Genomic DNA, 15,652 nt, shown 5'->3' on the forward strand with positions numbered 1-15,652 from the left:
ATGTGTGGAATAGTAGGAGCCTTATCTCTAAATAGACCAACTATAAATGTAAATTATATTAAATCTATGGCTGATAAAATTGCTCATAGAGGACCAGATGATGCAGGTTATCTTTGTTTTCATACTGGTGCTAGACATAATGAAAAAATATCTTTTTATCAAAATTTAACAGATGAAAAATTTAAAAATATAGAAGATATGCTTCCTACTATTGAATCAAATTCGGCTCAAAGAGAGTTACATTCTCATGATTATGACCTTTATATGGGGCATAGAAGATTGTCGATTTTGGATGTAAGTTATGCAGGTCATCAACCAATGAGTGATTTATCTAAAAATATTTGGATAGCTTACAATGGTGAAATATATAACTTCAAAGAGTTAAAGATAGAGTTAGAAGAACTTGGACATAGATTTAAAAGTCAAACAGATACAGAAGTAATAATATATGCATATATAGAATGGGGAATAGAGTGTATCAAAAGATTTAATGGTATGTTTGCTTTTTCTCTTTATGATAACTTTAATAAGAAATTTTATTTATGTCGAGATAGATATGGTATAAAGCCAGTTTATTATCATATTACACAAGATAAAACATTTATATATGCTAGTGAAATAAAATCTATTTTGGAGTATAAAGATTATAAAAGTGAAGTAGATAAAGAAGCTTTACTGGAATATTTTACATTTCAGAATATATTTACAAATAAAACACTACATAAAGATATTCAAATACTTGAAGCTGGACACTATTTTGAAATTGATTTATTAAGTAAAGAAATAGAAAAAAAACAATATTGGGATTTTGATTTTAGTCAGCCTGAAACTATTAAAGATGAAAGAGAATATATTGAAGAACTTGATAGACTTTTTACTCAAGCTGTACAAAGACAATTAATATCTGATGTACCAGTTGGAAGTTATTTAAGTGGAGGAATGGATAGTGGTTCAATAACTGCTATAGCTTCAAATCACTTTCAAAAATCAAATGATTTTCTAAAAACTTTTACTGTAGGTTTTGATTTATCTAGTGCTAGTGGTATGGAGCTTAGCTTTGATGAAAGAGCAAAGTCTGAATATATGTCATATATGTTTAAAACAGAGCATTATGAAATGGTTTTAAAATCTGGTGATATGGAAAGATGTATGAATAATTTTGCATATCATTTAGAAGAACCACGAGTAGGACAGAGTTATCCAAACTATTATGCTTCAAAACTTGCTAGTAAGTTTGTAAAAGTAGTTCTTAGTGGTGCAGGAGGAGATGAGCTTTTTGCTGGTTATCCTTGGAGATACTATAAAGCTGTAAATAATGATAGTTTTGATAATTATATAGATAAATATTATGGATTTTGGAAAAGACTTATTCCAAATAAAGATATTCAAAATGTATTTTCTCCAATTTTAAAAGATACAAAAGTATGGACAAAAGATATTTTTGCAAGTGTATTTAAAACTCCAGTTAATGTTCAAACACCAGAAGAATATATAAATCACTCTTTATACTTTGAAGCAAAGACATTTTTACATGGTTTACTTGTAGTAGATGATAAACTTTCTATGGCACATAGTTTAGAGACAAGAGTTCCTTTTTTAGACAATGATTTAGTAGATTTCGCTCAAAAAATACCAGTTAAGTTTAAATTAGCAAATTTAAATAAAGTTATAAAAATGGATGAGAATGAAATAGGTAAAATGCAAAAAACAAATGATGGAAAAGTTATTTTGCGAAAAGCTATGAGTAAATATATTCCAGAAGATATTCATAAAGCTGTAAAACAAGGTTTTAGTTCTCCTGATAATAGCTGGTTTAAAGGTGAAAGTATAGATTTTGTAAAAGCAAAACTTTTAAACTCTGATGCAAATATATACAAATATATGGATAAAGCTGCTACCCAAAAACTTATAAATGAACATTTAGAAGGTAAACAGAATAGAAGATTATTTGTTTGGAGTTTACTTAATTTTGAAGAATGGAGTAGTATCTATGATTAAAAATATTATTTCAGAAATTATTTGTGCATTTCATAAAAAAAGAAATGAGACATATATAAAATTTAAAAGAGTACTTCCTTTTGGTGATTACTTTAGTGATAGATGGGAAAAGGCTAAATATTTAGGATTTGGAGAAGGTACAAGTGTTTACGATAGTGTTTTAATCTTAGGAGATGTAAAAGTTGGTAAAAATACATGGATAGGTCCAAATGTAGTATTAGATGGTAGTGGAGGGCTAGAAATTGGATCTAATTGTTCTATTTCAGCAGGTGTACAAATATATTCACATGACAGTGTAAATTGGGCCATAAGTGGTGGAAAAGAATCTTATGAATATGCTAAAACAATTATTGAAGATAATTGTTATATAGCTCCAAATGTAATTATTCAAAAAGGAATAACTATTGGCAAAGGTTCTATAATTGGAACAAATAGTTTTGTAAATAAGAATATACCAGAAAAAAGTAAAGCTTTTGGAACACCCATCGAGATTAAAGGAAAAATAATTTAATGAAAAAGGAATTAGATATAGAAGTAAAAATTTGTTCAAAGTGTATTTATGATGAAAGAGTTTCTTATATATCTTTTGATGAAAATGGTGTTTGCAATTACTGTCATCAACTTGAAAACTTAAAGAATGATTATGGAACAGCCACTACAAAAGGTGAAAAACAATTTATAAAAATAATTGAACAAATTAAAAAAGATGGTAAAAATAAAAAATATGATTGTATCATAGGCGTAAGTGGTGGTACGGATTCTTCATATATGTTATATCTTGCTAAACAATGGGGATTAAGACCACTTGCTGTTCACTATGATAATACTTGGAATAGTGCAATAGCAACAGAAAATATAAGAAAGGTATTGACTGCTCTTGATATAGACCTTTATACACATGTAACTGATAATAAGGAAGCAGATGATATTTTCCGTTCTTTTTTTTATGCAGATGTGGCAGAAATAGAAGCTTCTACAGATTTAGCACTTGCAGAAGTAATGTATAGAGCTGCATGGAAATATAAAGTAAAGTATGTACTAGAAGGACATTCTTTTATGGAAGAAGGTATAACTCCTGTTGGACGAAACTATTTTGATGGGAAATATATAAAATCTATTCATAAAATGTTTGGAAAACTTCCTATGAAATCATATCCACTTATGACAATAACTAGATTTTTATTTTGGAGTATGTTTGCAAAAATTCAGAAAATAAGACCATTTTGGTATATTGATTATAATAAAGATGATGCAAAAAAGTTTTTAGAAAAAGAATATGATTGGAAGTATTATGGTGGTCATCATCTTGAAAATAGGATGACTGCTTTTTTTCATAGTATTTATTTACCTCAAAAGTTTAATACGGATATGAGAAATAATACCTTATCTGCACTTGTAAGAAATGGTAAAAGGGATAGATTAGAAGCTTGGAAAGAGTATAACACACCTCCCCACATAGAAAAAGACTTGTTAGAATACTTTAAAAAAAGACTTGAACTAAGTGATGAAGAGTATGAAAAAATCATGGCAAGAAAACCAAAATCTTGGACAGAATATCCTACATATAAAAAAACATTTGAGCTTTTAAGACCTCTTTTTAAAATTTTAGCTAAAGCAAATTTAGTACCTATGAGTTTTTATTTAAAATATTGTTTTCCAATGCCAAAGGATGATAAAAAATGATTACAATTGTAGATTATGGGATGGGAAATTTAGGTTCTATAAAAAATATGTTTAAATATATAGGAATAGAAACTACTATAGAAAGTGATGTAGATAAGATAAAAAATGCTTCAAAAATACTTCTTCCAGGTGTTGGTTCTTTTGATACTGCTATGAAAAAGATAAATGAAAGTGATTTAAAAGAAGTACTAAATGAAAAAGCTTTGAAAGAGCAAGTTCCAGTTTTAGGTATTTGCCTTGGAATGCAACTTTTGACAAAAAGTAGTGAAGAAGGAAGTATATCTGGACTTGGATGGATAGAAGCTCAAACTATGAGTTTTAAAGATAGAATTGATAAAAACTATAGAGTTCCTCATATGGGTTGGAATCTTGTAAATAAGTCAAATGATAGTTTACTTACAAAAGATTTTGATAATTTTGATGAGGTAATATTTTATTTTGTACATTCATATTTTGTAAAAGTGGAAGATGAAAAAAACTCTATACTAAAAACAAATTATGGTGTAGAGTTTGATAGTGCTATACAAAGAGATAATATTTTTGGTGCTCAGTTTCATCCCGAAAAAAGCCACAAATTTGGTATGAAACTTTTTGAAAACTTTGCAAGGATATAGAGATGTTAAGAACTAGAGTAATACCATGTTTACTTTTAAAAAATGAAAGCCTTGTAAAAACAGTAAAATTCAAAGAATATAACTACATAGGAGATCCTATAAATACTGTAAGAATATTTAATGAACTTGAAGTAGATGAACTGATGTTTTTAGATATTTTTGCTTCAAAAGAAAATAGAAATATAAATATTAAAATACTAAAAGATATATCAAATGAGTGTTTTATGCCTCTTAGTTATGGTGGAAATATAAGAAGCTTAGAAGATGCAAAAAAAATATTCGAGATAGGTTTTGAAAAAGTTGTTATAAACTCAAATGCTTTTAATAATTTAAAATTGATTGAAGAGATAGCAAAATACTTTGGAAACCAAAGTATAGTAGGTTCTATTGATGTTAAAAAATCTTTTTTTGGTGGACAAAAAGTTTATTCACATCATGGTAAAAAAAAGCAAAATTTAGATGTTATATCATGGGCAAAACAACTTGAAAATGCTGGAGTAGGAGAACTGCTTATTACTTCTATTGATAAAGAAGGTAGTTGGGAAGGGTATGATGTGGAACTTATAAAAAGTATTACAAAAAATGTTCAAGTACCCATAATAGCAAATGGTGGATGTGGTAAAATAGAACATATAAGTGAAGTTGTAAAAAAAGCTAATGCTTCTGCCTGTGCAGTTGGTAGTATGGTTGTGTATCAGAAAAAAGGGATGGGAGTTTTAGTAAATTTTCCAGATAAAAAAGAATTGAAAAGGATAATATCTTGATTTTTGAAATATTCTTTTTTATTTTTATAACTTTTTTTATTAGGCTTTTCCCACGATTAATTAGACCACTAAAAATAGATACAGATACTTGGTATCATATATCTTCTGTTAATTCTATTATTAAAAATAAATATAAAATTCCTAAATGTAATTTTGGTTTTATTTTGGGTGGTAACTATGATTATCCTTTTTTTGCACATTGGTTAACATCTTTATTTGTAGGTTCAAAAATATTAAAATTAGAAAAATATATTTCACCTTTAGTTGATACTATCTATATAACAATTGGTTTTTTTTATTTGAAATTTGTGATAAATTTTTATTCAATTGAAATTGACAATTTTACATTTAAATATTTTTTATTGATGATTTTTTCATTATCTATGATTAAAATTTCAACTGGACCAAGAATATATAGTTTTACTCCAAGAATTTTTGGTGAATTATTTATTTTTATTTTTTTTATTTCTATCCATTTATATTTTATTACTAATAATGTATATTTTATTTTTTTAGCAATTTTATTTTCGGCATTGGCGTTAAATACATCAACTTTTGGTTCTCAAGTTTTAATTCTTTCTTCTTGTTTATTGAGTATATTACTAAGTTCTTTTATTCCTTTCCTTTCTTTTATATTAAGCATTGTTTTTGCATATATTATGAGTTTTGGGCATTATAAAAATATACTATTGCAACAATTAAAATATAGTTATAAGTATGCAACATATGGTCAATTTAATCATCCTGCAGTAAAAAATAGAAATAAGATTAAACAATATGTATTATTTTCTAAATATTTGAAAAATAGGGAGTTTAAATTGGCATATTCAGTTTTTATGTCAGATTTAACATTTATAAACATTTTTTATAAAAATATAGATATTTTAGTGGCGTTTTTTGTCTTGATATTTGCTAAAAATGTAGATATATTTATTTTCTCAATATTTGTAGCATTTTTTATAATTTTTATTTTAACTTCTTTTAAACCATTTCTTTTTTTAGGAGAATCAGATAGATATTTAGATTATCTAGTTGTTTTTTCAGTTTTTATAATGATAACGTATCTGCCTACAAGTTATCTTTATATAATCATTCTTTTCCAAGTAGTATTATATTTATTTACTTTATATATATTTTTTAATTCATCAGATAATTATGGAAAAGATTTTATTGAAATTATGAACTTCATTAAAGATAATATTAAAAATAAAAATGATTACGTTATCCATGGAATTTTAGGGGCATATATAAACTATCCTTTATCTGTTTTAACTGGTTTAAAATCTTTAGCAATAGAGACTAACTATGTATTTGATTTAGCAATGAATAAAAAAATTATGCCAAATGACAGAATATATACAAACGATTTTGAATATTTATATAATGAATATGGAGTTAATATTATTGTAGCTAATAAAAAATACCTATATAGTGACATGAAATACAATTTTGATAAATTTGAAGTATTGTATGAAAATAATGAATATATTGCATATATAAGGAAAAAATAATGATTAAATTACTTATTTTAGGCAATACAGGATTAGATGAAAAAAATAACTCAACTAATTTGAGAATGAGAAAGATTTTTGAAATTTTACACTATCAAAAGGAATGCTTTCTTAATTATTATAAATTAAGGGATGCTAAATTAAATGTTCCTCATATAAATTATTTAAATAAAGATGCAAATTCGAATCCTATCAAAGCATTTCTTTTTTTAATCAAAGTAAATAGTAAATATGATTTGTTAATAGCTGAAACTTTTAATGCTTCAATTGCTGCATATTTATATTATTTATTCAGGAGAACACCATTTATTTGGAGACAATTTGGAACTACATTTAATGATGATTTAAATTTTAAAAATTATTTTAATCCTAAAATTTTATTAAAGCTATTATTACATAAGCTAATTGCAAGTTCGAATGGTTGTAAAGCAATAGTTTGTACTGAAGACGGCTGTGCAAATAGTACTTTATTTTTAGATAAATTAAAAATTCTTAAAAATAAATTTTATATAGTTAAGAACCAAAGAACTGAAAATATTAATTTAAAAAAAACAAATTGTAAAGAAAGACAGACATTTAATATAGTTCAAATTGGAAGGATTAATTCATGGAAAAAAATACATTTAGTTATTGATGTAATTATTGATATAAAGAAGGAAAGACCAGATATTTTTGAATTAATTCAATTTGATATAATTGGTATAATAGATGACAAAGATTATGAAATGAATTTAGTTAATAATATTAATCTTTATGGATTAGAAAATCATGTATTTATTGAACAAAATCTACAATATTCTGAAATAGAAGAAAAGTTACACAATTCAGATTTATCAATTTCTTTGACTGCATATAATCCAATAATTGAATCTTTACAAAATGAAGTTCCTGTAATTACATATGAATATGGAGAAGTAAATAGTATTTTTAAAGATTGTCCAGCAGTTTTCGTTTTGGCAAAAAATATAAAGAAATCTACTAATTTGTCAAATACAGAAGAAAATCAGATTAAAAAAGAATTAAAAGATAAATTAATAGAATCATTTTATAAAAGAGAAAAATTACATAACATAGGAATAGAAGGTAGAAAATTTGTTGAAAAAGAATTTCCAACAATTGAAGAGCATTCTAAAGAAATAGTTGAGATATATATGAAAGTTATTAATGCTCTTTAATAGTTATGAATTTATATTTATATTTTTGCCAGTAATGTTTGTGGTTTACTTTTATTTGAATATTCAATTATTGAAAGGTAAATTATGTATAAAAAAATTAGTTACTTATTAAAACAAAAAGATAAAAGAAACCTTTTTTTATTAATCCTTTTTTCCATATTCATTGCAATAATAGAAACTATAGGTGTTACTGCATTAATGCCTTTTATTTCGGTTGCAAGTAATTTTGATTTAGTTATATCAAATAAATATTATAACTATATATATAATATTTTTAATTTTAATACTCCTTTAGAATTTGTTTTATTTTTAGGAATAGGATTAGTAATTTTTTATTTTATAAGAGCTTTTTTTAATCTATTTTATTTATATTTACTTGCAAAATTTTCTAAAGGACTAATTCACAGTATAAGTATTCAACTATTTAAAAACTTTTTAGGCTTTAGTTATAAGGATTATGTTAATAAAAATAGTAGTGAATTATCAAAAATTTTAATTAATGAAACTCATAATCTAGCTGTCTTAATCAATGCAGTATTATTATTGATAAGTGAGGTGTTTGTAATAATTTTTATTTATACAGTTATGATTTATATGAATTATCAAATAACATTAGTAATTACAATTTTTTTATTATTAAATGGATTTTTTTTAATTAAAAAAATTTCAAAAGTTATAAAAAAACAGGGAATAAAAAGAGAAGAATATCAAAAGAAATTTTATGAAATTTTAAATAGTTCTTTTGGAAATTATAAAATAATCAAGTTACAATCGAATGATAATATAGTTGTGGATAAATTTACTGAAGCTAGTGAAGGTTTTAAAAAAAGTGCAGTAATTTTTGAATCTTTATATTATTTTCCTAAAGTTTTTTTAGAAACTTTAGGTTTTTCTATTGTGACTTTAATTATTGTTTATTTGATATACATACAGAATAATGATATTTCAAGTGTAATGAGCATTTTATCTATGTTTATATTAGGTTTATATCGTTTAATGCCTTCTGCAAATAGATTATTAACTAGTTATAATCAAATAATGTATTATCACAAAGCACTGGATTTAATTTATGACAAATTAAGTCATAAAATAGAAACTCTTAGTGAAAATAGTATTACATTTCAGAATGAAATAATGTTAAAAAACATATCATTTTCTTATAATGATAAATCTATCATAGATAATTTAGATTTAAAAATTAAGAAAAATGAAAAAATTGCTTTTATTGGTCCTAGTGGTAGTGGTAAAAGTACTTTGGTAGATATTATTATTGGGTTATATTTACCTACATCAGGACAATTGTTAGTGGATGGTTGTTTGTTATCATTAAAAAATATTAAAAAATGGCGGAAAAAAATAGGGTACATTCCTCAACAAGTTTATCTTTTTGATGGTACAGTCGCAGAAAATATTTCTTTTGGTTGTTCTTACAACGAACAAAAAGTTATTGAGGTATTAAAAAAAGCTAAAATATTAGATTTTTTAGAAATACATCAAGAAGGTATTCATACTTTTGTAGGTGAAGGTGGTATAAAATTAAGTGGTGGACAAAAACAAAGAATAGCTATCGCAAGAGCTTTATATCAAGAACCAGAAATTTTAATTTTAGATGAAGCAACATCTGCCTTAGATGAAGCAATAGAAAAAGAGATAATGGATGAAATATATGAAATAAGCGAAAATAAAACTTTGATTATAATAGCACATAGGTTAAGTACTATAAATGGATGTGAAAAAGTCTATAGAATCAATAATAAAAAAATAGAAATAGTTAATAGTAGGTAATAGTTGAGTAAAATTAAATATAGAGCAGATATAGATGGTTTAAGAGCTATTGCAATTTTAAGCGTTTTAATTTTTCATTTGGATGCAAAATATCTTAGTGGTGGTTTTGTAGGTGTTGATATATTTTTTGTAATAAGTGGTTTTCTCATTACAAGTATTATAAAAAAAGAGATAGAAGAAACTTCTTCTTTTGATTTTAAAAATTTTTATATTCGTAGGATAAGAAGATTGTTTCCTGCTTTATTTGTTACTTTAGCTATAACTACAATTATAGTTGCTTTTATTTTTTCTCCTACTCATTTAAGCAGTTATGGTGGTTCATTAGTTACTTCTTTATTAAGTGTTTCAAACTTTTTTTTCTGGGTAGAGTCTGATTATTTTGATGTTTCATCTAAAGTTAAACCTTTACTTCATACATGGACTTTGAGTATTGAAGAACAATTTTATTTAATTTGGCCAATTACTTTACTTTTTTTAGTAAAGATAAAAAGAAAATCAAGAATTTTTATTTTATTTATTTTGACTATTTTGATCACACTTATTCTTACTTATATTTTTAAAGATGGACAAATTGCATTAATAAATCATTTTTCCCCATTTGCAAAAGATTTATTTTCAGATGGAAAATCAACAATATTCTTTTTGCTTCCTTTTAGATTTTTCGAATTTCTATTTGGTGCTATTTTAGTTTGGTTTATTCATTATAGATTATCAAAAAGATTTTATTATGATATGATCTTTTTTATAGGATTAATTTTTATTTTATATTCGATTTTCTTTTTCGATGAAAATATGATTTTCCCTTATTATAATGCTATTATTCCTACTTTAGGAACTTTTCTTGTAATATATTCATCTATACATAGCAGATTTAATTTTGTTTTGGAAAATAAGTTATTTATAAAAGTTGGTTTAATCAGTTACTCTCTTTATCTTGTTCATTGGCCTGTGATTGTGATTTGGAACTATTTATCAGATAATGTGACAATATCTGATAATTTTGCTATTTTAATAATTTGTTTATTTTTAGCAATGTTAAGCTATAAATATATAGAACAGCCATTTAGAAATAAAACTATTGATATGAGTAAAAAAAGAATAAAAAATATTTTAATATCATTATTTTTAATTATAAATATTGTTGGTTTGAGTATGTACTTCTCAAATGGATGGACTTGGAGAGTTAATAGTATCGTTAATTTTGAAAATGTAGGAGATAGCAAAAATTTCCATAAAAAGTTTTATGGAGGAGAGGGATACTCTTCTGGGGCTATTAATACACAAAATCCTGCAGATATTGTTTTAATAGGAGATTCTCATGGTAGTCATTATTTGGAAGGTATTTATAAAGTTATAGCAAAACCGTACAATTTAAATTTATATAGTAGTTCTGGTACTAGTTGTATAACATTACCTAACTTTACAAGAATTACTGAGGGAAATAATTGGGATAAAATATGTGTAGAACAACTTAATAAAGGGTTACAATATTTAGATCAAGGAAATAAAAATTCGATTTTGATAGTTTCTGCCTCGTGGATTAGTCAAATGAGTAGAGCTGATTTATTAGATGAAAATGCTAAGAGAAAGAATGTAAGTGTAAATAGAGAAGATATCTTAAAAGCTATTTTTGAGCTAAAAAAAATAATTGGAGAAAAAAAATTGATTATAATCGGACAAGTACCTGGAGCTGATAATAATTTGTATGATGTTTTTACTAGACCCAATCCTATTTTTGGTGACAATAAAGAATTAGAAAAAAATTTTACTTCAAATTTAAAAGAAGAAATAAAAGAATTTAATAGTTATTTAGAAAAAGCATCATTAGAAAGTGAAAAGTTTATTTTTCTTAATCCTTCTGATATTTTATGTAAAGATAATATTTGTAGAAATCTAGATAAAAGAAAATATCTAATTTATTCAGATTCAAGTCATCTAAGTAAATATGGTTCAATTGAGGTAATTGAAGGTTTTAAATCTGAAATATTGGAGATTATTAATAAAAAATGAGAAAAATAGTAATTTTAATAAATTCTCTTGAAAGTGGTGGCGCAGAAAGAGTTGTAAGCAATTTATTAAATGATTTTGTAGATAGATATGATTGTTATTTAATCCTTATTCACAAAAATATTTTTTATACTTTAGATAGTAGAGTAAAGATTTTAAATTTAAATGAACAAAAAAATTTATTAGGAATTAAAAAGTTTTTAAGACTTCCTATTTTGGCTTATAAGTTGAGTAAATTAATCAAAGAATATAAATTTGATCAAGTGATTAGTTTTCTTAGTAGATCAAATTATATAAATATATTATCAAATATTTTAATTAAGCATGAAACTATAATAAATGAAAGAGCAATGCCGTCACTTCAATATGAATATGGTATAAATGGAAAAATAAACAAAATTTTAATAAAAACTTTATACCCAAGAGCATGTTTATGTTTATCAAACTCTTATGGGAATATGATGGATTTAAAGAATAATTTTAATGTTGTGAAAATAGAGTATATTCATAATCTATTTGATATTGAGACAATTGAAGAGTTATCTAAAAAAGATATCGAATTTCAAAAAAAAAGATTTACATTTGTTACAGTCGGAAGACTTGATAGTGGGAAAAATCATAAGCTTCTTATTGAAGCTGTAAAAGATTTTAATGCGGATTTATGGATAATTGGAGATGGTGAATTAAAAGAAGGACTTCAAAAATATATAAACGAATTAAATTTAAATGATAAAGTATATTTGCTTGGTAAAAAAGAAAATCCTTTCTCATTTTTATCAAAAGCGGATTGTTTTGTATTTTCTTCAAATTATGAAGGTTTTCCCAATGTATTAGTTGAGGCTTTAGCTTGTGGGCTGCCTATTATAAGTACTGATTGTCAAAGTGGACCAAGGGAAATACTAGCCCCAACTAGTAATATTTCCTTTCAATTAAAAGATAAAATAGAGTTTGCCGAGTATGGCATTTTGGTACCAATAAAGAATGTTGAAAAGTTAAAAGAAGCTATGAATTTACTTATAAATGATAAAAATTTAAGAAAAGATTATGAAGAAAAAGGAAATTTTAGAGCTAATGATTTTAAAATTGAAAAAATAATAAAACAATATGAGAGAATTTTATGTGCGGAATAGTTGGATTTATAGACAAAAATAAAAATATAGATACTCTAAATGATATGCTTAAAATTCAATCATACAGAGGTCCTGATGATAGTGGGGTTTATTTTGATGAAAAAAGTGGTATTCATCTTGGTCACAATCGTTTATCTATTCAAGATTTAACTTCTCATGGACATCAACCTTTTGTAAGTGATTGTGGAAATTATATTATAGTATTTAATGGTGAAGTTTATAATTTTAAGATTATTAAAACTGAACTTCAAAATTTAGGTTATAACTTTATTTCTAATAGTGATACAGAAGTTATACTTTACAGTTATAAACAATGGGGTATAGATTGTATTCATAAATTTATAGGTATGTTCGCTTTTTCTATCTTAGATAAACTAAATAATAAACTTTTTTTAGTTAGAGATAGGGCAGGAGTTAAACCACTATATTACTATAAAGTTGGAAATCAATTTATGTTTTCATCTGAAATTAAATCTTTTCATAAACATCCTATTTTTAGAAAAGAGCAAAATTTAAGTGTCTTACCTTGTTTTTTTCAATTTGGATATATTCCTGCTCCATATACAATATTTAAAAATTGTTTTAAACTTGAAGCTGGACATTATCTAGAATATTATATTGAGAACTCTGAATTTAAAATAGTTAAGTATTGGGATGTAAATGATTTTTATTTAGAAGATAAATTTAATAAAAATGAAAATGAGATTTTAGAAGAAATAGAAAAAATACTTGATAATGCAATTGATTTAAGAATGGTATCTGATGTACCTGTTGGAGTATTTTTAAGCGGAGGATATGATAGTTCTTTAGTAGCTTCAATATTGGCTAAAAAACAAGGTAAGAAAATCAATACTTTTACTATAGGTTTTGATGATAAGAAATATAATGAAGCAGAACATGCTAAAACTATAGCTGAATATTTAGGAACAAATCATACTGAATATTACATGAGAAATAGCGATATGTTAGATTTAGTTGAAAGTTTACCTTTTTATTATGACGAACCATTTGGAGACAGCTCAGCATTACCAACGATGATAGTATCAAAATTAGCTAGAAAGAGTGTAACAGTAGCGCTTAGTGCAGATGGTGGAGATGAAGCTTTTTGTGGATATAGCAAATACTTTTTTTTAAATAAATTTCAAAATATTTTTTCAAATACTTTAAAAAAAGAACTTTTGAAAATTGGTTTAAATTTTTTTAATCCAAATATACTTGACTATATAAATAATAAATTACCAAAAAATCTAAAACAAACAAATATTAAAGATAAATACATAAAATTTCAAAGAGCTATAAATAGTAAAAGTTTGGAAGAGATGTTCCAAAATGCAAGTAGTTATGTGGATAAAAAAGAAATAGTAAAGTTTTTGAAAATTAATAAAAATGAAGATTTATTCAAAAAGTGGAATAAAATAGAAAATATTGAATTTTTAGATCAAATGATGGCAATTGATTATAAACTTTTTATGAATGATGATGTACTTACAAAAGTAGATCGTGCTACAATGAGTGTTAGTTTAGAAGGACGTGAACCTTTATTAGATCATAGAATTATTGAATATATGGCAAGAGTACCGTTAGATATAAAATATAGAAATAAGCAAGGAAAATATCTATTAAGACAAATCCTTTATAAGTACCTTCCAAAAGAAATGGTTGATAAACCTAAATCAGGATTTCAAATACCTCTAAATGAATGGCTTAGGGGCGAGCTTAAACCTTTAGTATTAAAATATTTAGATGATACAAAACTTGATGAAAATATTTTTGATATAAAAGAAATTAATATTTTGAAAAAAAGATTTTTTGAAGAAGAAGATTTAGGTACAACTATTTGGTTTATTTTAATATATCAGATGTGGAAGGAGGAATGGCTTGCTTAAAAAAGTGGTTGTATGTGTAAATACATCTTGGAATATTTATAATTTTCGATTAAATTTAGCAAGAGCTATTAAAAAAAGTGGATATGAAGTGATTTTAGTAGCACCTTATGATAAATACAGTGAGCTTTTAAAGCAAGAATTTGAATATCATGATATTTATATAAGTAATAAAGGGACTAATCCCAAAGAAGATTTAAAAACTTTAATAGAATTCTATAAATTATATAAAAAAATAAAACCAGATATTGTTTTAAATTATACTATAAAACCAAATATTTATGGAAATATTGCTTGCAAACTATTAGGTATTAATACAATAAATAATATTTCAGGACTAGGTACTGTATTTATAAATGAAAATTTAGTTACAAAAATAGCAAAATTTTTATATAAGTTTTCATTAAAAACATCATCAAAAGTTTTTTTCCAAAATAATGAAGACAAAGAATTATTCATAAAAAATAAACTCATTTCTAAAAATAAATGTGATGTTTTGCCTGGTAGTGGAGTAGATACAGATAAGTTTTCTCCAATTATATATAATAAAAAAGATAATATTTTTAGATTTTTAGTTATTGCTAGAGTTCTCTGGGATAAAGGAATTGCAGAATATGTAAAAGCAGCTGAAGAGTTAAAAAATAAATATCAGAATATAGAATTTCAAATTTTAGGTTCTTTGGATGCAGTAAATAAAACTGCTGTACCTAAAGAAATAGTAGATAATTGGGTAGATAAAAAAATAATAAATTATTTAGGAACAACTGACAATGTTCAAGATATTATAAAACAAGCAGATTGTGTAGTTTTACCTTCTTATAGAGAAGGTACTCCTAGAACTCTTTTAGAAAGTGCAAGTATGGCAAAACCCATTATTACAACAAATGCAGTAGGTTGTAAAGATGTTGTAGATGATAATATAAATGGTTTTTTATGTGATGTGAAGAGTATTGAGAGTTTAAAAAATGCAATGGAAAAAATGTTTTTACTAGATAAGAATCAGCGTGATAAAATGGGAATATCTGGAAGAAAAAAAATTCTAAAAGAATATGATGAAAAAATAGTTATAAATAAATATTTATTTGAGATAAACCAATTTTAA

General features: G+C 24.7%; 12 protein-coding genes. All 12 read left to right on the plus strand.

Features of this window, described 5'->3' with window-relative positions; genetic code table 11:
* The 12 genes from asnB (CKV87_RS03345) (at position 1) to CKV87_RS03400 (ending at position 15,652) form a co-directional block, all read left to right on the plus strand.
* A complete protein-coding gene (gene asnB / locus CKV87_RS03345) occupies positions 1-1,998 on the plus strand; it encodes an asparagine synthase (glutamine-hydrolyzing) (protein WP_012012436.1) in 1,998 nt (665 codons plus the stop codon).
* Entirely contained in the window at positions 1,991-2,509 is a 519-nt protein-coding gene (locus tag CKV87_RS03350; RefSeq protein WP_080504830.1) for an acyltransferase, read from the plus strand. The genes asnB (CKV87_RS03345) and CKV87_RS03350 overlap by 8 nt, the downstream gene beginning before the upstream one ends.
* A complete protein-coding gene (locus CKV87_RS03355; protein ID WP_012012438.1) occupies positions 2,509-3,681 on the plus strand; it encodes an N-acetyl sugar amidotransferase in 1,173 nt (390 codons plus the stop codon). The genes CKV87_RS03350 and CKV87_RS03355 overlap by 1 nt, the downstream gene beginning before the upstream one ends.
* On the plus strand, positions 3,678-4,295 hold the full coding sequence (hisH, locus tag CKV87_RS03360) for an imidazole glycerol phosphate synthase subunit HisH (RefSeq protein WP_012012439.1): 618 nt from the start codon (positions 3,678-3,680) through the stop codon (positions 4,293-4,295). The genes CKV87_RS03355 and hisH overlap by 4 nt, the downstream gene beginning before the upstream one ends.
* A gap of 2 nt (positions 4,296-4,297) precedes the next feature.
* A complete protein-coding gene (locus tag CKV87_RS03365) occupies positions 4,298-5,059 on the plus strand; it encodes an AglZ/HisF2 family acetamidino modification protein (RefSeq protein ID WP_012012440.1) in 762 nt (253 codons plus the stop codon).
* Positions 5,056-6,570, plus strand: coding sequence for a hypothetical protein (locus tag CKV87_RS03370; protein WP_012012441.1), 1,515 nt, complete (start codon positions 5,056-5,058; stop codon positions 6,568-6,570). The genes CKV87_RS03365 and CKV87_RS03370 overlap by 4 nt, the downstream gene beginning before the upstream one ends.
* Positions 6,570-7,745 (plus strand): glycosyltransferase, encoded by a 1,176-nt coding sequence (locus tag CKV87_RS03375; protein WP_012012442.1) that lies wholly within the window; start codon positions 6,570-6,572, stop codon positions 7,743-7,745. The genes CKV87_RS03370 and CKV87_RS03375 overlap by 1 nt, the downstream gene beginning before the upstream one ends.
* A gap of 84 nt (positions 7,746-7,829) precedes the next feature.
* Entirely contained in the window at positions 7,830-9,530 is a 1,701-nt protein-coding gene (locus tag CKV87_RS03380; RefSeq protein WP_012012443.1) for an ABC transporter ATP-binding protein/permease, read from the plus strand.
* Between the two features lie 3 nt (positions 9,531-9,533).
* Positions 9,534-11,540, plus strand: a complete 2,007-nt coding sequence (locus CKV87_RS11675; RefSeq protein ID WP_012012444.1) for an acyltransferase family protein — start codon at positions 9,534-9,536, stop codon at positions 11,538-11,540.
* On the plus strand, positions 11,537-12,667 hold the full coding sequence (locus tag CKV87_RS03390) for a glycosyltransferase (protein WP_012012445.1): 1,131 nt from the start codon (positions 11,537-11,539) through the stop codon (positions 12,665-12,667). Before CKV87_RS11675 ends, CKV87_RS03390 begins: the two co-directional genes overlap by 4 nt.
* Entirely contained in the window at positions 12,655-14,553 is a 1,899-nt protein-coding gene (gene asnB / locus CKV87_RS03395; protein WP_012012446.1) for an asparagine synthase (glutamine-hydrolyzing), read from the plus strand. The genes CKV87_RS03390 and asnB (CKV87_RS03395) overlap by 13 nt, the downstream gene beginning before the upstream one ends.
* Positions 14,546-15,652: a glycosyltransferase family 4 protein gene (locus CKV87_RS03400; RefSeq protein WP_012012447.1), complete on the plus strand. Its 1,107-nt coding sequence runs from the start codon at positions 14,546-14,548 to the stop codon at positions 15,650-15,652. Before asnB (CKV87_RS03395) ends, CKV87_RS03400 begins: the two co-directional genes overlap by 8 nt.

This window comes from Aliarcobacter butzleri (assembly GCF_900187115.1).
Lineage (GTDB): Bacteria > Campylobacterota > Campylobacteria > Campylobacterales > Arcobacteraceae > Aliarcobacter > Aliarcobacter butzleri.

Excerpts from the sequence above, each read along its gene's own strand:
- CKV87_RS03380 (WP_012012443.1), top strand. The coding sequence starts at position 7,830 with ATGTATAAAAAAATTAGTTACTTATTAAAACAAAAAGATAAAAGAAAC.
- CKV87_RS03375 (WP_012012442.1), top strand. The coding sequence starts at position 6,570 with ATGATTAAATTACTTATTTTAGGCAATACAGGATTAGATGAAAAAAAT.
- CKV87_RS03390 (WP_012012445.1), top strand. The coding sequence starts at position 11,537 with ATGAGAAAAATAGTAATTTTAATAAATTCTCTTGAAAGTGGTGGCGCA.
- hisH (WP_012012439.1), top strand. The coding sequence starts at position 3,678 with ATGATTACAATTGTAGATTATGGGATGGGAAATTTAGGTTCTATAAAA.
- asnB (WP_012012446.1), top strand. The coding sequence starts at position 12,655 with ATGTGCGGAATAGTTGGATTTATAGACAAAAATAAAAATATAGATACT.
- CKV87_RS03365 (WP_012012440.1), top strand. The coding sequence starts at position 4,298 with ATGTTAAGAACTAGAGTAATACCATGTTTACTTTTAAAAAATGAAAGC.
- asnB (WP_012012436.1), top strand. The coding sequence starts at position 1 with ATGTGTGGAATAGTAGGAGCCTTATCTCTAAATAGACCAACTATAAAT.
- CKV87_RS03355 (WP_012012438.1), top strand. The coding sequence starts at position 2,509 with ATGAAAAAGGAATTAGATATAGAAGTAAAAATTTGTTCAAAGTGTATT.
- CKV87_RS03350 (WP_080504830.1), top strand. The coding sequence starts at position 1,991 with ATGATTAAAAATATTATTTCAGAAATTATTTGTGCATTTCATAAAAAA.